The sequence below is a fragment of the Rhizobium sp. S96 genome, from assembly GCF_030382195.1.
Classification (GTDB): domain Bacteria; phylum Pseudomonadota; class Alphaproteobacteria; order Rhizobiales; family Rhizobiaceae; genus Rhizobium.
Genome location: NZ_JAUDRY010000042.1, coordinates 339,320 through 360,315, shown reverse-complemented (window position 1 = coordinate 360,315; position 20,996 = coordinate 339,320). Strand labels below are relative to the sequence as shown.

16 protein-coding genes are annotated in these 20,996 nt (G+C 59.6%); 10 read left to right on the top strand and 6 right to left on the bottom strand.

Annotation, left to right across the window (positions count from 1 at the left end):
* The 4 genes from QTL94_RS27885 (at position 1) to QTL94_RS27870 (ending at position 5,079) form a co-directional block, all read left to right on the top strand.
* Positions 1–786, top strand: coding sequence for a coniferyl-alcohol dehydrogenase (locus tag QTL94_RS27885; RefSeq protein WP_289803820.1), 786 nt, complete (start codon positions 1–3; stop codon positions 784–786).
* 24 nt (positions 787–810) lie between these two features.
* Positions 811–2,256, top strand: a complete 1,446-nt coding sequence (locus tag QTL94_RS27880; RefSeq protein ID WP_289803819.1) for an aldehyde dehydrogenase — start codon at positions 811–813, stop codon at positions 2,254–2,256.
* Between the two features lie 315 nt (positions 2,257–2,571).
* Entirely contained in the window at positions 2,572–4,752 is a 2,181-nt protein-coding gene (locus QTL94_RS27875; protein ID WP_289803818.1) for a DUF1217 domain-containing protein, read from the top strand.
* A 12-nt stretch (positions 4,753–4,764) separates the two neighbouring features.
* A complete protein-coding gene (locus tag QTL94_RS27870) occupies positions 4,765–5,079 on the top strand; it encodes a hypothetical protein (RefSeq protein ID WP_289803817.1) in 315 nt (104 codons plus the stop codon).
* A 19-nt stretch (positions 5,080–5,098) separates the two neighbouring features.
* On the opposite strand, the gene QTL94_RS27865 is transcribed toward QTL94_RS27870, so the two are convergent.
* The 3 genes from QTL94_RS27865 to QTL94_RS27855 all read right to left on the bottom strand — a co-directional run bounded on the left by QTL94_RS27865 (position 5,099) and on the right by QTL94_RS27855 (position 8,056).
* Positions 5,099–5,284 (bottom strand): hypothetical protein, encoded by a 186-nt coding sequence (locus tag QTL94_RS27865; RefSeq protein WP_289803816.1) that lies wholly within the window; start codon positions 5,282–5,284, stop codon positions 5,099–5,101.
* Between the two features lie 244 nt (positions 5,285–5,528).
* Complete coding sequence (locus QTL94_RS27860) at positions 5,529–6,890, bottom strand: polysaccharide biosynthesis/export family protein (protein WP_289803815.1); 1,362 nt, start codon at positions 6,888–6,890, stop codon at positions 5,529–5,531.
* A 56-nt stretch (positions 6,891–6,946) separates the two neighbouring features.
* Positions 6,947–8,056 carry a glycosyltransferase gene (locus tag QTL94_RS27855; protein ID WP_289803814.1) on the bottom strand — a complete coding sequence of 370 codons (1,110 nt, stop codon included), beginning with the start codon at positions 8,054–8,056 and terminating at the stop codon, positions 6,947–6,949.
* Between the two features lie 277 nt (positions 8,057–8,333).
* Between QTL94_RS27855 and QTL94_RS27850 the strand changes: the two genes are divergently transcribed.
* The 6 genes from QTL94_RS27850 (at position 8,334) to QTL94_RS27825 (ending at position 16,179) form a co-directional block, all read left to right on the top strand.
* Positions 8,334–9,056 (top strand): sugar transferase, encoded by a 723-nt coding sequence (locus QTL94_RS27850; RefSeq protein WP_113521977.1) that lies wholly within the window; start codon positions 8,334–8,336, stop codon positions 9,054–9,056.
* A gap of 126 nt (positions 9,057–9,182) precedes the next feature.
* Positions 9,183–9,875 carry a class I SAM-dependent methyltransferase gene (locus QTL94_RS27845; protein WP_289803894.1) on the top strand — a complete coding sequence of 231 codons (693 nt, stop codon included), beginning with the start codon at positions 9,183–9,185 and terminating at the stop codon, positions 9,873–9,875.
* Positions 9,876–9,909: 34 nt separating this feature from the next.
* Entirely contained in the window at positions 9,910–11,316 is a 1,407-nt protein-coding gene (locus tag QTL94_RS27840; protein ID WP_289803813.1) for a hypothetical protein, read from the top strand.
* The gene (locus QTL94_RS27835) at positions 11,313–13,355 is read left to right on the top strand and encodes a glycosyltransferase (RefSeq protein ID WP_289803812.1); all 2,043 of its coding nucleotides are present in this window, start codon (positions 11,313–11,315) and stop codon (positions 13,353–13,355) included. Before QTL94_RS27840 ends, QTL94_RS27835 begins: the two co-directional genes overlap by 4 nt.
* Positions 13,352–15,079: a Wzz/FepE/Etk N-terminal domain-containing protein gene (locus QTL94_RS27830; protein ID WP_065693102.1), complete on the top strand. Its 1,728-nt coding sequence runs from the start codon at positions 13,352–13,354 to the stop codon at positions 15,077–15,079. Before QTL94_RS27835 ends, QTL94_RS27830 begins: the two co-directional genes overlap by 4 nt.
* Positions 15,076–16,179 (top strand): glycosyltransferase family 2 protein, encoded by a 1,104-nt coding sequence (locus tag QTL94_RS27825; protein ID WP_342587906.1) that lies wholly within the window; start codon positions 15,076–15,078, stop codon positions 16,177–16,179. The genes QTL94_RS27830 and QTL94_RS27825 overlap by 4 nt, the downstream gene beginning before the upstream one ends.
* 33 nt (positions 16,180–16,212) lie before the next feature.
* Here QTL94_RS27825 and QTL94_RS27820 read toward each other — a convergent pair whose 3' ends face one another.
* The 3 genes from QTL94_RS27820 to QTL94_RS27810 form a co-directional block, all read right to left on the bottom strand.
* Complete coding sequence (locus QTL94_RS27820) at positions 16,213–17,652, bottom strand: lipopolysaccharide biosynthesis protein (protein WP_065693103.1); 1,440 nt, start codon at positions 17,650–17,652, stop codon at positions 16,213–16,215.
* Between the two features lie 92 nt (positions 17,653–17,744).
* Positions 17,745–18,911, bottom strand: coding sequence for a glycosyltransferase family 4 protein (locus QTL94_RS27815; RefSeq protein ID WP_289803811.1), 1,167 nt, complete (start codon positions 18,909–18,911; stop codon positions 17,745–17,747).
* Between the two features lie 24 nt (positions 18,912–18,935).
* Positions 18,936–20,903: a hydrolase gene (locus QTL94_RS27810; protein WP_289803810.1), complete on the bottom strand. Its 1,968-nt coding sequence runs from the start codon at positions 20,901–20,903 to the stop codon at positions 18,936–18,938.
* Positions 20,904–20,996: the final 93 nt, after the last annotated feature.

The following is a 20,996-nucleotide window of genomic DNA, read 5'->3' as shown; positions in this document are numbered from 1 at the left end:
ATGCTTTTTGGGAAGACAATTCTGATCACCGGCGTCGCGTCGGGGATCGGGGCAAGGACCGCCGAGCTCGCAGCCCAACTCGGCGCGGAAGTCATCGGCGTGGACGTGCGCGCGCCCTCGCAACACCTGGCGTCATTCATCCAAGGTGACATTTCCTCGGCTGACGGCATCGCCGAGATCGCGCGCCGCTTGCCGGAGCGGCTCGACGCGCTTGCGAACGTAGCGGGTCTTTCCGGCAATACCGGCATAGCACAGACCCTTGTTGTGAACTTCTTCGGGCTCAGGGCACTGTCCGAAGCCGTCGCGCCGCGGCTCCGTGAAGGCGGCGCGATCATCAACGTCGCCTCGATCGCAGGATACGGCTGGCGAGCGAACCTCGAAAGGGCAAAGCGCCTGACCTCAGTGGAAGGCTTTCCCGATATCGAGAAGCTCGCCGCCGAGCATGGCCTCAAGAATGAAGAGGGTTATCCGCTGTCGAAGGAGCTTCTATTGCTCTGGACAATGCGCGCTGCTCACCAGCCCCTGTTCAAGGATCGTGGCATCAGGGTCAACGCGGTCAGCCCCGGGCCGGTCGAAACACCTATCCTGCAGCAATTCCGCACCGTTCTCGGCGATGCCCGAGTCGACAGCGACATCACGCGCGTCGGCCGCGCGGGAACGGCTGCCGACATCGCTCCGGCCATCCTCTTTCTGTGCTCGGACGGAGCCCGCTGGATAAACGGCGCCAATCTTGCCACAGACGGCGGCCTCGAAGCCTCCATCAACGCCGAAGTTCTCGGCTTCTAACATCTTCGCATCAGGAGACCTGACATGGACATTGCCCTTCTCATCGACGGCGAGGACCGCCAATCATCGACCGGCCGGACCTATGATCGCATCGATCCCTTCACCGAAAAGGTCGCCAGCCGTGCGCCCGCTGCCAGCCTTGACGACGTTGCAGCGGCAATCGATGCCGCCTCCTCCGCCTTTCCCGACTGGTCGAAAACCGGTCCGGGGCATCGCCGCGCCATTCTGCTCAAGGCGGCAGACATCATGGATTCGAAGGCGGCGGAATTCACGCGCCTGATGATAGAAGAGACCGGTGCAACCGCGCCCTGGGCAGGTTTCAATGTCATGCTCGCAGCCAACATCCTGCGCGAGGCGGGTTCGATGACCACCCAGATTTCCGGTGAGGTCATTCCCTCTGAAAAGCCGGGGACACTGGCAATGGGTGTGCGCCAGGCGGCTGGCGTCTGCCTGGCGATTGCCCCATGGAACGCGCCCGTTATTCTCGCCACCCGCGCGATCGCAATGCCGATTGCCTGCGGCAACACCGTCATACTGAAAGCCTCGGAACAATGCCCGGGCACACATCGGTTGATTGCTACTGCCCTGGTGGAGGCCGGTCTGCCGGCCGGTGTCATCAATGTCATCACCAATGCACCGGAAGATGCATCGGCCGTCGTTGCCGCATTGATCGCAGCACCTGCCGTTCGTCGTGTGAACTTCACGGGCTCCACCAAGGTCGGCAAGATCATCGGCGAACTGTGCGGCCGGCACCTGAAGCCGGCATTGCTGGAACTGGGCGGTAAAGCACCGCTTGTCATCCTTGATGACGCAGATATCGACGGCGCCGTCAACGCGGCGATCTTCGGCGCCTTCATGCACCAGGGCCAGATCTGCATGTCCACCGAACGCATCATCGTCCAACATGCGATCGCCGACGTTTTCGTGGAGAAGCTCGCCGCCCGGGCACAGCAACTGCCGGCGGGCGATCCTCGCGGGCATGTCGTGCTGGGATCGCTGATCAGCCTCGAGGCCGCAAAGAAGATGGATGACCTGATCGCCGATGCGCTGGCAAAGGGCGCCAAGCTTGTCGCCGGCGGAAAACGCACCGGGACTGTCGTGGAGGCAACCCTCCTCGATCACGTCACTGCGGACATGCGCGTGTATGGCGAAGAATCCTTTGGTCCGGTCAAGCCGATCATTCGTGTTGCCGATGAGGACGAAGCGATCCGCATTGCCAACGATACCGAATACGGCTTGTCCGCGGCGGTGTTCAGTCGTGACGTTCAGCGCGCAATGGCGGTCGCGGCACAGATCGAATCCGGCATCTGCCACATCAACGGCCCGACGCTGAACGACGAAGCCCAAATGCCGTTTGGCGGGGTCAAGGGCAGCGGCTATGGCCGGTTCGGCGGCAAGGCCGCCATCGCCGAGTTCACCGATCTCCGCTGGATCACGATCGAAGACCCGGGCCAACACTACCCATTCTGAGCGTAGACGCCGCCAACCCTTGCAATGCGAAGAGACCCGGGCACGAGATGCCCGGATCTCCGTTTATGCCTCGCCATAAAAAACCGCTTGGGTTTTCGCCTCGGAATCATTTATAGAACTATTCGGTTCCGTAATGATTACGGGTGAGTCGTCGTTGGGGCTTTTGTCTCGTCCCCAAGCACACTCTCGGCTGAATTGGGGTCGCCGACCGATATCGGGGCATGCAGAAAGTCATACTGTTGATCTGCACGACGTCGCCTTGGCGGCGAACGGTCGCACTTTGCCGTTTGACTCCTGCGCATAGGGGCAGTGTTTATGGTTTCCACGTATCTCAGTTATCTGACGATTACCAACAATCTCGGCAAAACCCTCTCGAGGACGGCATCGCAAGGATCGGTCGCGACCGAAACGGCGTACTATAAAGAGAACATCGGCAAGGTTACGAGTGTCGATGACTTCATGAGCGACTACCGCCTCTATTCCTATGCCATGAAGGCATACGGCCTGGAGGACATGACCTACGCAAAGGCCTTCATGAAGAAGGTTCTTGAAAGCGACCTCAGCGATTCATCGAGCTTCGCCAACTCACTGAGCGACAATCGCTACACGGACTTCGCCGCCGCCTTCAAGTTCGTTGGCGAGGATGCGGCCGCTCAAACGAGCAGCCAGGAAAGCACGCTTCTCGACAATTACCAGAGCTCCTTCGACGATGAGACCGCCGATATCACCACCGAAACGGACTATTACGACGGCGCGATCAACAACATCACGTCTGTCGACAGCCTGCTCGGCAGCTCACGGCTGCGAAACTATGTCCTGAATGCTTTCGGCTTGAGCACCGACTACACGTCCACAAGTTTCCTGCGCAATGTCCTGACCAGCGACGTCGATGATCCTGATAGTTTCGTCAACCAGCTTGACGACGACGTCTACCTCAACCTTGCCAAGGCGTTCAATTTCAACACCGACGGCAGTGTTAGCGACCCGCTGCAGACCGACGACCAGAAGGCCTATGTCGAGAGCGCCTACACCATTTCACAATCGACCTTCGCCTCGTCTCAGGTCGAAGATGCCTATTCGGCCTACTTCTCGGCAACGATTGGCAACATAACGACGGTCGACCAGCTGATGGCGGATGACAAGCTCGTTGCCTATATCCGGTCGGCCTATGGGCTCAGCGATTCAGAGCCCGATAACTACATCTCCGCCTCTTTGAAAAGCTCAACGCTCGCAACCGCGATCGGCTATGGCGATCTTCACGATGCGTTCAATTTCGAGTCCGACGGCACGCTGGCAGATGGCGTATCGGCGCAGACCAGCGACCAGACCACGGCGACGACCGAGGCATTCTCCACGAACTACTCGTCGGCCAGCGTCGACACCTGGATCGAAGACTCGGTCGCGAACTACAAGACCCGCCTCGCGGATGTGACGAGCATCGACGACTTCCTGAAATCGAATGCCGACGACGATGACGACAGCAACGATGACGACGCCGAATTGTGGCAGATGGCTCTGCGCTCGTTTGGCATCGGATCGGACGAGGTCACGAAAAGCGAATTCCGAAAGATACTAGAAAGCGACCCGGACGACCCGGACAGCTACGTCAACAAGCTCAATGACAGCAGGTTCACGTCGCTGCGTGCCGCCTTCAGCTTCGATGCCGACGGCAATACCACTGTGCCTCTTCAGGCAATGTCGCAGTCGGTCGTCGACGACTTCGTTGCCGACTACAAGGAAAACAAGATCCGGTATCTGACGGGCACGGAAAAGACCGATGCATCCACCGCCGCAGATACCGAAATGACCTATTTCAACACGCAGATGGGTACGATCAGCAGCGTCTCCGAACTGCTGGCCGACGACCGCCTGGTCAATCTGATGCTTGAAGCCAAAGGCATCGATCCGGACGACGTCACCTCAAGCGAGCTGAAGAAGATGTTCGAGTCGGACCCTGACGATCCCGACAGCTACGTCAATCAGCAGTCTGACACCCGCTTCGCATCGATCGTTGCTTCGTTCAACTTCGATACGGACGGTAATCTGTCGGCAGACCCCGTCGGTACCGTCCAGCAACGCGGCGATGTAATCGATACGGTCAACAATTACGTCCGCCAGACGCTGGAGAGCAACGAGGGCGACAGCAACACGGGCGTACGCTTGGCGCTCTACTTCGAGCGCATGGCGCCGACGATCTCGAGCGCCTACGACATTCTGGGCGACAGCGCGCTGTTCGAATTTTTCACGACGACGTTCAATCTCTCAAGCTACGTGTCGAACATGGATGTCGACAAGCAGGCCGAGATGGTCACGAACTTCATCGATCTGGAGGATCTCGGCGACCCGGACAAGGTGGAAAACCTGATCCAGCGCTTTACGGCGATGTACGACGTTGCGAACGGAACCACCGATTCCAGCGCCCTCAGCATTCTCAGCGGCTCGACCTCGATCAGTGCAGATACCCTGCTCGCCGTCGCGCAGTTGAAGAGCGGCTAGGAGAGCGCAGCGATGAGTGGCTGGATTGGTTCGTTGACCGTACCTGAAGAAGACCTGGAGCAGGCTTTGAAGCTTGCGGCCGATCTGGTGGATCTTCTGCCGTTTTCAGGCGTCAAACTCTGCGAGGAGCAGAAGCGCGCCTGGCCGCGCAGCGGCGTCTATGGCCCCGCCGGCGACGAAATCACCGGAATCCCTCCTGAGGTCGAGTTGCTGTGCGAGGCGATCGCCACCTGCCTCTTGGCCGACGCTTCCATTGATATGTCCGAACTATCCGCGAAGGTCGCCCCGTTTCTGCGCGACACCATCCCCCCTTCACGGATCCACTGAAGCTACCGCGCCCGCACGCCTAATCCTGCGAGTATTTGGAATTGAGATTGGAGGGTGGCCGCTTGTGCTTGCGCGCGAAGAATTTCACGAAAACGAGATAAAACAGACAGTTGGCGAGAATATAGCCGCCCTCAAGTGCGCCCGCGTAAAGCGCGGACCACACGAAGACCTCGATGCCCGATTTTGCCGAGCCGATACTCGCCAACGCGTATCCGGCAATCACTATCACGACCACGAGCGTAAAATGCAAAATCGGCAATCGGACGGCGCATACGGCGCCGACTAAAAACAGAACTAAAAGACTCCACGGCATTAAACTTCGGCTCCCAGCGGATCGTCTGGAATCAACACCCCAACCTTATCGCCTATTTCCACACACGAACAAGGTGGGGCATATTTCGACCTCCCTTTTCACCAGCTCGACCGCCGCCTCCGGCAACACACAAGCGTCACGGGGAGGCTGACGGTTTGAAGCCATCGTCGGCTGCCGGCGTGCCGGGCGCTCCTTGCCATCGTTCAACACGAATGACATCTCCTGGGAGAACCGGGTCATTGTCTTTCGCAGGCATCGTGTGTGTCGCACCGTTGGCGGTACGGTCGACGGTCGTCACGAACGACCCTGGACCGTCATCGGCGGCGACATTGGCAGCGACCGGCGAGCGAATCTCGATGTTCTGAAGCAGAGTTCGCGCCGTTTCGGCCTTCTCTGCATTCGCCGCAAGCTGGTCGCGCACCTGTGCCGCCTCGGTCAGGGCATCGACACGGTAGCGGTTACGCACATCCGCGGTGTCTCGAGCCACCTTGGCAATGTCCTGCTGCGCTCTGAGGATGGCCAGCGAGACGTCAAGATTTCGGCTTTCCAGATCCGCCAAATTCTGGCTGGAGGTGAGCTGCCGAGACGATACGGTCAACCCCTGGGCGATCAGCTTGCTGACGGCACCGACGTCCTTGTTGGCAAGATCAATCTGCTTCGCCAATGACGCCGACTTGGCTTTCAGGGTCTCGATCTCATTCGTGGCCAGCACCTTCGCCTGGTTGAGCGCATCGAATTCGGCACTCATCGATTGCTGACGTGTATCGAACAGGTCTTGCTCCTCGCGCATCATGCGATCGACGACAGACTGTCCCGCCCTCCTCGTCAGCTCCTCTGGGAACGTGATCGAGGGTTGATTATGGGTAATCGCATCCAACCGGCCTTGCCGGGCAAGGAGCCCGAGCCGTTCAACCTGAAGCGTACGCAGATCCCCGCGGCTGACCAGCGCATCATGCTGCAGGGTGAACGAGCTTGCGTCGACCGGGCCGAACATACCGCCAGCCATGCTCAGCGCCTGAACGATCGTCAGACCGGGACTATAGCTGTATTTTCCCGGCTTCGAGACAAGGCCAGTGACGAAGAAGGGCCGGTATTCGGAAACCTCAACCGAAGCGTTGGGGCGCTTCTGCAGCCCGACCTGTGCTTGCAGCCGTTCACCGATCGAGTTGGCGACCTGTTCCAGCGTCATTCCGGCGGCAGGCACGGTGCCGATGATGGGAAGCGACAGGTTCCCGGCTGCCGAAATGGCAAAGTCACCGTTCAGCGGCACCCATTCATAGGCCGTTCCAGTGACCGGCCGCCATTCGTAGACACGGATTTTCAAGGTGTCCTGGGGACCGAGGATGTAGTCCTCCGCTTTCGCCGAGGTGCTGAAGCACAGTGCGATGAGCGTGGTCAGAAAAAGGAAAAGGCAAGCCACCCAGGCTCGCTGTCTATCGGCACCACCAATTGTTCTTTGCCACATCTGCCTGCTCGTGGAAGAAACTGTATGGGTCATGTTTCACTCCTACCAAATACTAGCGCGGTGATCGAAACAATGCTTCTCAGCCATCGCTAGGCTACACCAACCTGAGCCCGACTGGCTGTCGACCTGACGACAAAAGACTTGAACTTCTCCATGAAGATCTCCGTTCGGAACTCTCCGGCGCGCGCGACCGCATCCGCCGGATCGAAATCGATCCGCTCCAGGCGTTCTACCGCGTCGATCAGCGCTTCGACCGTCTGCGTGCCGAAGAACACGCCGGTCCTGTCGCGCACCACGGTTTCGGTCGCTCCGCCGCGGCCGAATGCTATCACGGGGCGTCCGCTCGCCATCGCTTCCACCGGCACGATCCCGAAGTCTTCCTCCCCCGGAAAGATGAGCGCCTTGCACCGTGCATAGTGGTGCTTGAGGACGTCAAAGGGCTGAGGTCCCAGGATCGTCACCGTGGGCCCGGCGATCTTGCGCAGATGGTCGAGCATCTCGCCGCCGCCGATCACCACGAGCTTCGCCTTCATGCGGTTGAAGGCCTCCACCGCCAGATCAGGTCGCTTGTAGCCTACCAGTTCTCCGACCATCAGATGGTAATCGCCGAGTTCGGAGGCCGCGACCGGCCGGAAGGCAGCCGTATCAACCGGCGGATGGATAACCTCGGCGTCCCTGCGATAGTAGCTCTTGATCCGCTGCGCCACCGTCGCGGAATTCGCCGCGAAATCGTCGACACGATTGGCCGTCGCGACATCCCAGGTTCTCAGGTAATGCGCGAGCGGCGGCATCATCAGGCGGGTCATCAACCCTGAACTATCGTAGTATCTGTTGTACATATTCCAGATGTATCGCATCGGAGAATGACAGTAACACACGTGCACGGCCGTGGACGTCGGGATTACCCCCTTGGCGGGCCCGGACTCGCTACTAATTACGAGGTCGTACTCATTAAGGTCGATCTGCTCCAAGGCCATCGGCATAAGGGGCAGATATTTCTTGTACATCTTCTTTGAATAGGGAAGTCCATCGATGAAGGTCGTGTGGACCTTATGCTTCCGGATTACGTCGGAAATTGCTGCTATATCATAGACATGTGTGTAAATATCCGCGCACGGATAGATGTTGCAAAGTGCTTCGAGCACCTTTTCTCCACCGCGCATTCCAACCAGCCAATAGTGTATGATTGCCACACGCATGGAAAGCTCCATGAAAATATTAAACCGCATAGATTGTAGAAAATGAACGCGGTCATCAGATATGACAAAGAATATCATAAATCGACCAAAGTCGCTCCGGCCTTATCAACAACGATTTCATCCAGATGCTACTCAGACATTATCGTAACCTACCTATAAATACTGCAGCGCAACAAAGACATTGTCAAACGGTGCGCTAGTTGTTAACTTACCGACCATGCCCGATCGGCGCAGTCTGCACATGCCCATTGACCTTTCTTGAGTAGGGAGCAAGCAGATGAGGGAATTTGATCTAAGACGTGACTTTGACGGACTGGGTGGCGCGAGGATGCGCCGGCCCACGGAACTGGTGCACATTGGACGTTCAAGGGCGAGAATTCCCGATACCGCACCAGGTAGAATGAAGTACGCCGTCGATGCGGTCCTGGCCGTCATCGCGCTGGTCGTACTGTCTCCAATGCTGCTGATGGTGACGGTGATCCTGCTTGTCACGCAGGGTCGGCCGATTTTCATCACGCATCGGCGTATCGGCAAAAATGGCGTGCTGTTCTCGTGCTTGAAGTTCAGAACCATGGTCTCCAACGCCGAAGAGGCGCTGGCGCATCATCTGACGGAAAATCCAGACGTCCGCGCTGAATGGAAGGCTACACGAAAGCTGAAGGATGACCCCCGCGTCACCCCTTTCGGGCGGATTTTGCGCAAGAACAGCATCGACGAGATCCCACAGCTGCTGAACGTCATCAAAGGCGAGATGAGTCTTGTCGGCCCTCGCCCGATTGTACCGAACGAAGCCGAACTCTATGGCGTGCATTTTTCCGACTACATTCGGGTTCGCCCCGGGCTGACCGGCCTTTGGCAGGTGAGCGGGCGAAACGACACGAGCTACAGCAAACGTGTGGAACTCGATGTCCGGTACGTGTCGGAGCAAACGCTATGGGGCGACGTGGTGATCATGGCCAAGACGATACCGGCCGTGCTGTCCTCCCGCGGTAGCTACTGAGACGTCGACCCTAGGGGCCGGAGGCAGATGCATGTCCTGTGCCGTCTGCCGCCACAAAAATATGACTGCGCCGTAAACAGACGTTCCGAGCATTGAAACCCTCATGGAAGGACGCTGATGTCAGCATTGCAGGATATCTATCTTTCCGATCATTATGCGGAGCTCAATCCGAACTGGCACGAAGAGGATTCCCCTTGGAAGGCCCGCCAGATCGAAAACATAATCAGAAAGAACGGGCTGCAATTCGATACGCTTTGCGAGATCGGTTGCGGAACCGGAGAGATCCTGCTGAATTTGTCCCGGGCGTTCCCGGAAGCTCGGTTTGCTGGCTATGAGGTCTCCCCTCATGCCTACCAGAGAGCAAAGACAAAGGAGACAGATCGTGTCTCCTTTCACCTGAGCCCCAGCGCGGGCGAAGAGCGGACTTGCTACGAGGTCCTTGTGGTCGCAGACGTCATCGAGCATGTCGACGACTACATCTCCTTCATAAAGGGGCTTCGCGCCCGCGGTCGAAAGGCCATCTTCCACATCCCGCTCGACCTCTCGGTGCAGTCCATACTGCGCGGCTGGCCGATCATGAATCTGCGCGCCAATGTCGGGCACCTGCATTACTTCTTCAAGGACACGGCGCTCGCGACCATCAGGGATTGCGGGTACTCGGTGATCGACTACAGCTACACCGCCAGCCGCCTGGAGCTTCCCAACCAGGCGCTCAGCAGCCGCTTGATGCGCCTGCCGCGCAGGATGCTCTACTCCATCAACCCGGATTTGGCAGTTCGGGTGCTCGGCGGGTACTCGCTCCTTGTTTTGGCAGAGTAACGATCATGACGATGGCAAGGAGACAAGCTGCAACATGATCCTGGAACCCATCGGCGTCGCTACCATTCTTGTTGGTCTGTTTTGCGTACTGCTTGGCGACATGACGATGGTCACCGTGCTTGCGATCGTGCCAGTGCTTGGGTCGGCGGCGGCGATGTTCGTCGGCTTTGCCAATATTCAGCCGGCCCATGTTCTCCTCGGCTTCCTTGCATTGGGCGTCATCACGCGAAAGCAAGAGTTGCGGGCCTTCATCCGCGCCCTCAGCCCTGGTGAGCCGGGCTTCTGGTTCGTCCTGCTGATCGCCTATGGCGTGCTGAGCGCCTATTTTGCTCCGCGCCTGCTGACGGGCGTGACGCAGATCGTCGCGCTCGGATCGACGGTCTTTGGCGACACAGGATCGACCGTTCCGCTCGTGCCGGTCTCCAGCAACCTCACCCAAAGCGTCTATATGATCGGCAACCTCGTTTGCTTCGGGTTGACCTTGGCGGTGGCGTCGACCCACCGCGGCTTCAATGCGGTTCTGACCGGGCTGATCGGCTATTGCGTCGCCAACATCGCTTTTGCCGTGCTCGACATGGCCACCTTTGCCACCGGCACGCAATGGCTCCTCGATTTCATGAGAAACGCCCAATATGCGCTTCACACGGACGCGCAGATCGGCGGACTGAAGCGAATTGTCGGCTCCTTCACCGAGGCCTCCTCTTTCGCGAGATCGACGCTTGGCGTGCTGGCATTCTCGGGAACGCTCTGGCTCGCCGGCTACAAACGGCCGCTTATGGGCGCGATCGCCGCAGCCTCCGTCGTGCTGCTGTTTCTGTCGACTTCATCGACAGGCGTCGCCGGCGCTCCCCTCATGCTGCTGATCCTTTACGCGACCGCGTTCTCGCTGAGCGGCAGGAGGCGAATCCGCCGCGTGACCGCCGCCGCTATGATCATGGTCCCTCTTGCAATGATTGCGGTCGCGCTGCTGATAGCCATCGATCCCGTGATATCCAAGACCGTCTATGACTACGTGGACATCGTTGTGCTGGGCAAAGCCACGTCCGATTCCGGCATTGAGCGGAGCACGTGGAATACAATCGCCATGCAGAACTTCTTCGACAGCTGGGGATTTGGTGTTGGGCTTGGAACCGTCCGCACATCGAGTTTCGTCATGGCGCTGCTCGCCAATGTCGGCATTCCCGGTACGATCTTCTATGCGGCGTTTGCCTACACCGCGTTTTTCAAGAAGCGCGGCGTCCCCGGAACGCTGACGTCCGATGTGCGGCTTGCCGCACGCAACGGGTGCTTCGGCTTGATGATCGGAGACCTGCTTGTCAGTCCGGTGCTCGATCAGGGGCTGTTCTTCTGCATGCTGGCTGCTGTCTGCTGCGCCCAGCCCGAACGCGAGCGCAGCACCCAGGCGGTGCGCGCTGCCACGCAGTTGGGAGCGACCGCATGAGCACCGTGCCCAAATTCGCCGTTAATGGCCGTTTCCTAACGCAGAATGCGACCGGCGTGCAGCGCTATGCATTGAATGTCATGCGGGCTCTGAACACTGCGCTGGAAGAAGCGGACGGGTGGGCAACGATCGTTGCGCCCGTCGGCGCAAATGATCCAGGCTTCGCCCGCATGCCTGTGAGCCATTCGGGCCGCCTGTCGGGTCACGCGTGGGAACAACTCACTCTTCCCGCCCGATGGCGAGGGAGGCTCCTCAATCTTTGCAACACCGCCCCGGCGTTAAAGGCAGACCAGATCGTCTGCATCCATGACGCCAACATCTTCGCAGCTCCCGACAGCTACAGCCGCTCATTCAGAGCGTTCTATCACACGCTGCAGCCGCTTCTCGCCCGGAGATCTGCCCGGATCACCACGGTCTCCCACGCTGCAGCCCGGCAGATCGCCAGACACCTTCCCATTGCTGTCGAAGACATAGCGGTCCTGCCGAACGGCCACGAGCATGCCTTGCGCTGGGATCCTGCGCTTGCACAGACCGCGCCAGGGATCATTGCCACGGTATCCGGTCGAAGCGAGCGTCAGTTCGTGCTCGCTCTCGGTTCACGCGCACGGCACAAGAACCTGACCCTGCTGATCGACGCAGCGCCGGGGCTCGATGAAATCGGGGTCGACATCATCATCGTTGGCGGCGACGCGGGAATTTTTGTCCCGGGCGAACTCGCGGCGCGGCCCAACGTCCGCCTGATCGGGCGCGTTTCCGACAACGATCTCGCATACCTGCTCGACCGGGCCCTCTGTCTCGCCTTTCCGTCATTGACCGAGGGATTTGGCCTGCCGATTGTCGAAGCGATGGCACGGGGCTGCCCGGTCGTCGCCTCCCATTGCGCCAGCATGCCGGAGGTTTGCGGCACCGCCGCTCTCCTTGCGTCCCCGACCGACCCCGTGGCCTGGGTCCAGCATATCAGCACCCTCAAGGATTCGCAGGAACTGCGCGCCGACCTCGTGCAACGGGGACGCAGCCAGATCAGACAGTTCTCGTGGTCCAACACGGCCGCAGGCTATTTGGAACTGCTTGAACGGCCGACGGCCCGGAGATCGATCTATCATGCACCGGTTACAGCTACTGGCGCGCGCACGGCGCTCGTTGTGGCAACACGCGGACGCCCTGCCCTTGTCAGCGCAACCGTGCGGCACACGCTTGCAACGCAAACCCAGCCCCCCGACACCGTTATCGTCTCATGCGTCGATCCCGAGGATGCGGGAGATCTCGCGGACCATCCCAACGTCACTGTGTTGACCGGACCGCCCGGCCTCGCCGCCCAGCGCAACACCGCCTTGGCCAATCTCCCCAAGAATACAGAGATCGTCGCTTTCTTCGACGACGACTTCGTTGCCGACGGAAACTGGATCGCCGCTGCCACCCGCACCTTCCGGGATGAGAGCCGCGTTGTCGCCTTTACCGGCCGCGTTGTTGCCGACGGCATCAACGGCCCCGGCATCGCATTCGCCGATGCCGTGCAGATGACAGCGGAGGCAGCGGCGGCCGATTGGGCTTGGATCGAACCCTACAGTCCCTACGGCTGCAACATGGCATTTCGCGTAAAATCAATCGGCTCGACCCGCTTCGACGAACGCCTGGTCCTCTACGGCTGGCTTGAGGACCGCGACTTCGCGGCTACCCTCGCCAAGGGCGGTGGGCGACTGGTCAAGGACGCCGCTGCCTTCGGCGTCCACATGGGCACCAAGGGTGGACGCATAAGCGGCAACCGTCTTGGGTATTCGCAGGTCGTGAACCCGCTCTATATGCTGCGTAAGGGAACGATGACCATCCCGAAGGTCGCGAACCACATCCTTTGCAACATGGCCAGCAATTTCGGACGAGCGGCGTGGCCGGAACCGTTCGTCGACAGACGCGGCAGGGCACGAGGCAATCTCATTGCCATTGCCGACGTACTTCGTGGCCGTCTGGAACCCGAGCGCGCGGCAGGGCTCCCGACAGCAAGCCAGAGGGGATCAATTCAGCCGGAGGTAAAGGCGCGATGACGTATAACAGCCCGCAGCCCCTGAAGCGTTTGTCCGGGCTATGGCGGTTCGATGACACGCTTACGGAGAAGACCGACGAAGGTCCGGTGGCTCTGCTGCGCGCGATGTATCTGCTCGGTCTGCAGCACAAGACGAAACTGATCCTATGCACCGCGATCGGCGTAGGATTGGCAACGCTCTATGCCAAAACCCTTCCACAGACCTATTCGGCAACGGCTACGCTTTTGCTCGAGCCACGACGCCAGGCCGCGATTTCCGGCCAAGAGGCAATCGTACCGGGCAGCCTCGACTTGAACAGAGCCGATAGCGAGCTCCAGATCATCCGCTCGGAGCGTCTTCTATCGGCAGTATTCGACAGCCTGGACCTAGAGAACGCACCGAGCCTCGGGCCGGCTGCTGGACGAATGATCGACGCTCCGATGGCCGAGGTACAGCGCTATCTCGATCAGTCCGTGATCGGTAAACGACCGCCCGCCGAGAACAATCCCGCCGTCCCGGAAATCGGCAAGTCCGGGCGCTCGGTGCCACCTGCAGCGCCAAGCAACGATCCAGCCGAAAATAGCGCCCGCCAGGCGGCATTCCAGGACTTCATAAGGAACCTCAACGTCCGACGCGTTGGCCAATCCTACGTCATCGAGATCGAATACTCGGCAACCGACCCTGTGCTCGCGGCCCGCGTCGCGAACGCAATGCTGTCCGGCTACATCTCGCAATCTGTCGGCTTCAAGGCGCAATTGGCGCAAGCCGGAACGGAAGCGCTTCAAGGGCGCCTCGACGCTCTGGCCGCCCAGGTCAACGCAGCCACGGATGCAATGAGGCACGGTACGCTGCCGATCATTCCGACGCCGGATGCCGACGCCCGGATCATCGGTGCGGCATTGCCGCCGGTGAGCCCCACTGGCCCCCGTTCAAAGCTCATCATGGCGCTTGGGGGCGTGCTCGGGCTGATCGGGGGCTTCACCATCCTGGCGCTGGATCGCAAGGTTCGGACGGCCAAGGATCTGATGCGTGATACCGGCGTTCCCTGCCTCGGAACCATACCCGAAGCCGGTAGCTGGATCGGCGCAGCCTGGCGCACGGATATCGAGCGGGCCGCACTTGTCGTCAGCCAGCCCAGTAGCCGCTACGCTGTCGCTATGCGTGACTTGAGAACATCAATCGAGATCGCCTGCTCCTCCATTCGCAGCGAACGTAGTCTGGTGATCGCGATCGCCGGCTGGGAAGAAGGCGCCAATATCTCGACGGTCTGCCTCAGCCTTGCGCAATTGATAAACAGAAGCGGCCGGTATGTTACCCTCTTCAAGTCCGAGGTCGGGCGTCCGGACTATGAGGCCGGCGGGATGGACAGTTCCGTTGCCGTTTCGTTGGCTGATGCGCTGATTGCCGACGTGCGTCCCGAGCAAGTCCTTTTCACGAACAGAGACGGCATTACGGTATTGCCGATCCACTCGGTTAACCCAGAGACCAACCTTTTTGCTGACTTCCGAGACCGCCGTGTCGCACGTATTGTCGAGTCCGCTCGCGTCAGAGGCGACGTCTTGATCGACTTGCCACCTCTGCACGACTCGACGGACGCCCTGGCATTGGCGATTCACGCTGACGCGGTGCTGATCGTGGCAACCGCCGGGAAAACGACGACCGATGAGGTGAATGACATGCTTCATCAATTGCGGCGCTCCGGCGCCAATGTGATCGGCACCGTAGTCAATCGGAGAAAGGCATGACACCAGCAACGGTCGGCGGACAGGCAGCTGGCCTTCTTTACAGAACGGTGCCGCGCCAAAGGTCGAGAACCATGGCAAATGGTCACCAGGACAGAGTGACGACTCCGAAGCTTGCGGTCGTCATCACCTGCTGGAATTACGAGGCGTATGTGTCACGGGCGATCCGTAGCGTCGTTTCGCAAGGGCGCGACGATTGCGAACTCGTGGTGATCGATGACGGTTCGACGGATCACTCCTGGGAAGCAATCACCCGCGAAGGCGTGACCGCCTATAGGACGGAAAATCGCGGCCAGCGCGCGGCCTGCCTCTACGGGCTTGATCACACGCAGGCCCCCTTTGTGCTTTTTCTCGACGCCGACGACGAACTGGTCCCGGGCTCCCTTGCCACCATCATCGCCGCACTCGATGAGCGGGTTGCTAAGCTGCAGTTCCCCTTGATCCAGATTGATCGTGACGGAAACGTCACCGATGCGAATGACCCGTCGCTCGGCACGTTCCGAAGCAGCCTGACCCTCGCCGACCGGGTACTGCGTACGGGGGTCTACACAACGCCTCCTACCTCCGGAAACGTGTTCCGGCGTGACGTCTGCGAATATCTGCGAGAGGTCGATTATGATCGCGCGGTCGATGGCGTCATTCTGTTCATTGCCCCCTTCCTGGGCGACGTGGTGGGACTCTCGCAGCAGTTGGGGCGTTATCGCGTGCATGACCGAAACGACTCCGGGCTGGGACGTCCCCTCAGCGCTGAATCGTTGCGCCGGGATATCAGGCGCTTCGTGGATCGCACGGATCATCTGCGCCGAATCCTGGAAAGATCAGGCCGGGCGGCAGAACTGGTGGCGCCGGAGCAAACCTACTACTATCTCGAGCACAGCTATTATCTGGCGATAGTCGATGGCCAGCGTGTTTCCCTCGGCAACCTTGGTCGATTGTTGGTCGCCCTGTGGAGCGAATGCTACCCCGCGAAAACCAAGGCTAGATTGACAGCGTACTATCTGATCACCACTGCCCTGCCAAACGAGCGCGCACGCCGCGCAATTGGCTATCGGCTTGAGTCAGGAAGACGTTCGGCCATGGGCCTGCTTCGCTCACTTCTCTGATGGCAGCACACTTGGCGTTCTCACGCCCGACAGCTATCGACGATTGACAAGCTCGAGCCGCCCACCACCGGCGATCAACCGCACACCCAGAGCAAGCAGCGTGCCGACATAAGCCGCCGCACCCGTGCTCGCCACGATGCCAAGCTCAACGACATCGTTCCACGCACGGCCCGCAAGCTCGTGTCGCAACACCAGAACCCAGATCGCCATGACAATGGCGGCGAGCGCAATTTGCCACAGGTTCTTCAACTGCCTCCAGATTTCAACCTGCAGCAGCCGCCTCGTCTCCATGAGATAAAAGACAAACATGATCGAGGAGAGCAGCACCCTCGCAAAGCTGACGCCTGTGGTTGAAAAAAGATAGAAAGCAATAGAGATCAATACCAGCCTGAAGCACAGGTCGATCGTGTTGAGCTTGAAGATGATATGCGGCCGATCGACCGCAAGCCCGGCAGAGTACAAAGTCTGGAAGTAGGGAATGGGGATCATCGACAGCGCCAGTGGGGTGAGGAGAGGCGCCGCGTCCTTCCACTTCGCTCCGAGCAGCAGGTCCGTGACAAGGTCCGACGTCAGGCTGATACCGACACAGGCCGGCACCGCAATCAGCATGACAAAGCGAACGGCTTTCAGGAAGGCGAACTTCATCCGCTCGGGATCCGAGCCGATCCGTGCAAATGCAGCCATGACAGACTGTTGCGCAGGACCGATCAGGTTCTGCGTCGGAATTGCCGCGACATCGCTGACCAAGGCATACCGACCGAGTATCGCCTTGCCCGCGACGGCGCCGATCAACACGCGATCGAACTGCCAGTTGAGGGCCGATACCAACTGCGCGGAACTGAACCAGCCAATGAAGCCTGCAAAATCGGGCAGCCGGGACAACGAGAAGGCCGGGCGATAGGGCGCCAGAACATAGGACGCAATAGTCGCCGCGGTCGATGAAGCCACGTAATTTGCTGCGATCGCCCAGTAAGTTCCCCCGAGGAAAACGGTGGTCGTGGCCACGACGAACGAGGCTACCTTCCCGCAGAACTCCAGAAGGAAGGTCTGCCGGAAACCGAGATCCCTGGCGAAATGCACCATAGCCGGGCTGTATAGGCCCTTTATGACTGGGGCGAGCGCGAGCACCGCAACGAGAGGCATCAGCTCCGGGTCGTTATTCAGGGCGGCAAAAGGCCACGCTGCCGCCAGAATAATGACGGCGATCAACCCGCTTCGCAGGATACTCAGCGTGAAGCTGGTGTCCAAATGGCGTTGGTCAATTGTCTTGAGGCGGACGAGCGCCTGCGTGACAGGCAGCTCGAGGACGGTGTCGACAACAAGCACGAGCGACATCGCCAACGCCGCCAGACCAAAATCGTCGGGTGTCAGGCTGCGAGCGAGAACCAGCAGCGTAAAGAAGTCGATGATGCGGCCGACGAAGCGAGACACAATGAGCCAGCCGGCTCCTTTGAAGGCTTTGAATGCGAGCATTCTGAAATCAAGACCCCGCTGTTTGCCTCATCGCTCCAAGGTATCGCAATGTTGTTTCATGCTTATGCATCGGCCGCACAAACGAAGCGCGTTCAACCGGCTGCGAACGCCCGCAGGGATTCCGCAAGCTTGCTGTAAAGCACGCGTGTGTTGAAATGCTGGCGCACAGTTTCCACTGCGGCAGCACCGAAGGCCTCTTTGTTTTCCCAGGCATTCAGGATCGCAGCCGCAAGCGCCTCGGGATTCGCGACCGGAACCAGCCGACCATTCACGCCGTCTTCCACAAGGCGCTCGAAAGCCCTGATCCTGCTCAAGACGACGGCAGTGCCGCACCCCATCGCTTCCAACGCAGCAACGGCCACGGCCTCGTTAGCCGAAGGCATCGCGTAGACCCCGCAGGTCTGCAGGAAATCTCGAACTGTCGTCCGATCGACAAAGCCATGAAACCGCACGCGAGCGGAAACACCGGCATCGACCGCGCATCGCGTCAGCAACTCAAGGTCGGGGCCGGCGCCGACGATGTCCAGTGACCATTCTTCCGGCAAAAGCCCAAGTGCCTTGATGATATCGCTCGTTCGCTTCTGTTTGTTGGTCAGCCGCGCCACCGTCAAAATTGTCTTGCTGCGTTGGACATCGGCGCGCGGATAGAACCGGGAGGTATCGCAGCCGTTGGGTTGCAACGTCGGCACGCCGCCATGCTTGGCAACGATGTCGCATTCGTCGGGTGTCTGACAGTAGACGCCGCGGGTTCGCGCGAAGGATCGGCGCTTGAACCACTTCAGCACGCCCTTCGAAACGCCGCCGTGATCAGCGGCGGTCATCGGCAGATCGATGCGCGAAACAACATGGTCGAACCGACCGCTCCAATATTCCTGAATGTAGAGCAGATCGACGTGATCCTGTGCGAGCCCTGCCTTGAGCGGCTTCATCAGTGCTGCCGCATTGAGCCGCTCATCAGCGTAGAGCGTCAGCGGATTGGTTCGACTCATTCGCTTGAGCCATACCCTTTCCGCCGGCCGGTACCACGCCGCAAGCTGAAGAAATCGTACAGCAACGCCCGAATCCGTTTCGTAGCGGCCGCTTTCATGCAGCGAGGGAATGTAGAGCGTCACCTTGACGCCGTTCTCCACAAGACCACTGCCGTAGTACCAACTCCAATCGTTGCGGTAGCTTTGAAGGTATTTCTCGCGTGTCTGACCCTGTACACGTCCGAAGAACCCTTCGAAGGAACCACAACTCAGAAGCATGGCAACATTCATCAGCAACTCCTCGGCCTGGCCAGTCTAGCGATGCAGGCGAACTGTGACGCCCCGCACGATATGCACCGCTTCAAGCGCTGCCAGCAGCGCCGGCTTGAGCAAGGGAAAGTCACGCGCAATCGCCCCCTCGCGCCATAGCTGCGACTTCACCGAGATGAGTTTCCGGCCGATCGCGGCCCTTTCGGAGCCACCGATCACCTGCACCATATCCGACCGTCCGAAATCGACCGAACGCGGGCCGGTGCCGAGCGCGACAAGATCGAATTGGGTCGGGTTGGTAATGGCTCTTTTCAAGCGCCGCCAGGCTCGGTCGGCGTCAGCCACAACCGTCGCTCCGCTGGTGACGCCGTCGATGTACTGCAGCGCTCCTGCGAGGAGCGGGTTGCCCAGCGAAGGGTCAAGTCTGCCGTATCGGATGTCGCCGGAATCCCCCACTATCTGGCCGTCGGCATCTTCGCTCAGCCGTCTTACCGACGGCACTGCCGGCTCGAACAGACTTTCGATGATCTGCCAGTACCTTAGAATGACGGATTCCACTTTGAGTGGGCTGTAGAGGTTTTGTTCGACCACAAGCCCCGCAACTCTCGGGAAATGATCCTCGCTCAGCCCTTTGTAATTGCACCTGGCGAACTGGATAGTCTCGAAACGGTGGTCAGGGAAGCCGGCGGCCAGGAGCCGTTGCGTGCTGCCATACAAGCCGGTATCGCACAGGATAATCCGCTTCGTGTCTCCAGCAACCTGATCGAGATGCCGGGCAAAAAGCTCGTTCTGCTTTCGTACATCGGCAAGGACACGTTGACCTTCCGAAGTGTCCAGCATGAAAAAGAGCCGCGCCGGGTCGAAAGGCTGCCGCCAAGCCGCCGGCAGGTCGTAGCGCCCCTCACCCATTGCATGAGCGACATCCGCGAAACTGTTGCCGCGAAACTCGCGACCGAGCTCGTCCAGCACCGCCGGGCTTCTCGTCATGAGCGCAGAACGCGCCGCAACAAGGCGCGAGACCAGAATGCTCTCCCGCTTCATATCGAGCGGAAGCTCTAGAGCCTGCAACAATCGCTCGAATGCTTCACGGATACCGACGCCGCCTCTCGCGCAAAACAGCATGGTCGCATCGCCGCCTGCATTCGCCTGCCTGGCGTATAGCCAGATCAGCAAGCAGAACTCGGCGACGATCGGCCCAAAAACCTCCTTGCCGAACGACGTTCTATCCTCCGGCACGGGAACATCCATCCTGCCTCGCGACAAGCGTCGCCTGACGCGCCGAATTGCTTCCGTGGCTGCGCCGTCCGCCCGGGAGGCGTAGCTTCTGAAAGTGTTCCTCGGAAGATGTACGGCCCGGATGCCCATTCCCTCGGGAACGTAGAAGTCGGCTCTTTCGTCGTCCCCTATATGGAGCATTTGCGAGGGGGAGACCGACTCAGCTTCCAGAACTGCCGAAAACAACCCACCATGCCGCTTGCTCGCACCCATGTCGGCGCTCGAGTAGACCCGGTCGATGAGCCCAGGGCCATGAAAATAGTCGATCAGTTCGGTGAGTTTGTCTGCCGGCAACCCCGTGTCGCTCACGGCAACAACCCTGAGCCCCGCCGCATGATAGCGCCGCAGCAACATCGCGAGAGCGCCGTTCGCCGAAAGGGCCTTTTTCTCGGACGCCAATTCAATCGCAAGCCGTTCCTCGACCAAATTCTCGGGCAATCCGAGAATGTTGAGTTGGTTGCAGATAATATCGGTGAGACGCACCTCACCCGCGCCGTCGCCCATATTCAATGCGCGATAGGCTGATTTCTGTGCTAGGAGACGCACACGAACAAGGTCGTCCGGCGGCACCGAAAAACCGCGCTCGGCGAGCAGTCGCGCAAATTTTGTCTCGGCCGCTACGATCCGAGATCGCTCCGATTTCCTGCGGCGTAACAATAAAGTATCGAAGACGTCGGTTGAGATCAGCTCTATCTTGCTGACAGGGCTGTAGAGATCATCATGGCTTCGTCGCAGCACTGGATACTCCCTGCGTCGGTCAGTTTAATTGATCCGTCTCTCCGGAACGAATTCCGGCACACAAAACAACCCAGCCACGTCTCAGGAAACCGG

Coding starts and splice junctions, on each gene's coding strand:
- QTL94_RS27835 (WP_289803812.1), top strand. CDS start 11,313: ATGAGCACCGTGCCCAAATTCGCCGTTAATGGCCGTTTCCTAACGCAG.
- QTL94_RS27830 (WP_065693102.1), top strand. CDS start 13,352: ATGACGTATAACAGCCCGCAGCCCCTGAAGCGTTTGTCCGGGCTATGG.
- QTL94_RS27875 (WP_289803818.1), top strand. CDS start 2,572: ATGGTTTCCACGTATCTCAGTTATCTGACGATTACCAACAATCTCGGC.
- QTL94_RS27820 (WP_065693103.1), bottom strand. CDS start 17,652: ATGCTCGCATTCAAAGCCTTCAAAGGAGCCGGCTGGCTCATTGTGTCT.
- QTL94_RS27870 (WP_289803817.1), top strand. CDS start 4,765: ATGAGTGGCTGGATTGGTTCGTTGACCGTACCTGAAGAAGACCTGGAG.
- QTL94_RS27880 (WP_289803819.1), top strand. CDS start 811: ATGGACATTGCCCTTCTCATCGACGGCGAGGACCGCCAATCATCGACC.
- QTL94_RS27850 (WP_113521977.1), top strand. CDS start 8,334: ATGAGGGAATTTGATCTAAGACGTGACTTTGACGGACTGGGTGGCGCG.
- QTL94_RS27855 (WP_289803814.1), bottom strand. CDS start 8,056: ATGCGTGTGGCAATCATACACTATTGGCTGGTTGGAATGCGCGGTGGA.
- QTL94_RS27815 (WP_289803811.1), bottom strand. CDS start 18,911: ATGAATGTTGCCATGCTTCTGAGTTGTGGTTCCTTCGAAGGGTTCTTC.
- QTL94_RS27885 (WP_289803820.1), top strand. CDS start 1: ATGCTTTTTGGGAAGACAATTCTGATCACCGGCGTCGCGTCGGGGATC.
- QTL94_RS27860 (WP_289803815.1), bottom strand. CDS start 6,890: ATGACCCATACAGTTTCTTCCACGAGCAGGCAGATGTGGCAAAGAACA.
- QTL94_RS27840 (WP_289803813.1), top strand. CDS start 9,910: ATGATCCTGGAACCCATCGGCGTCGCTACCATTCTTGTTGGTCTGTTT.
- QTL94_RS27825 (WP_342587906.1), top strand. CDS start 15,076: ATGACACCAGCAACGGTCGGCGGACAGGCAGCTGGCCTTCTTTACAGA.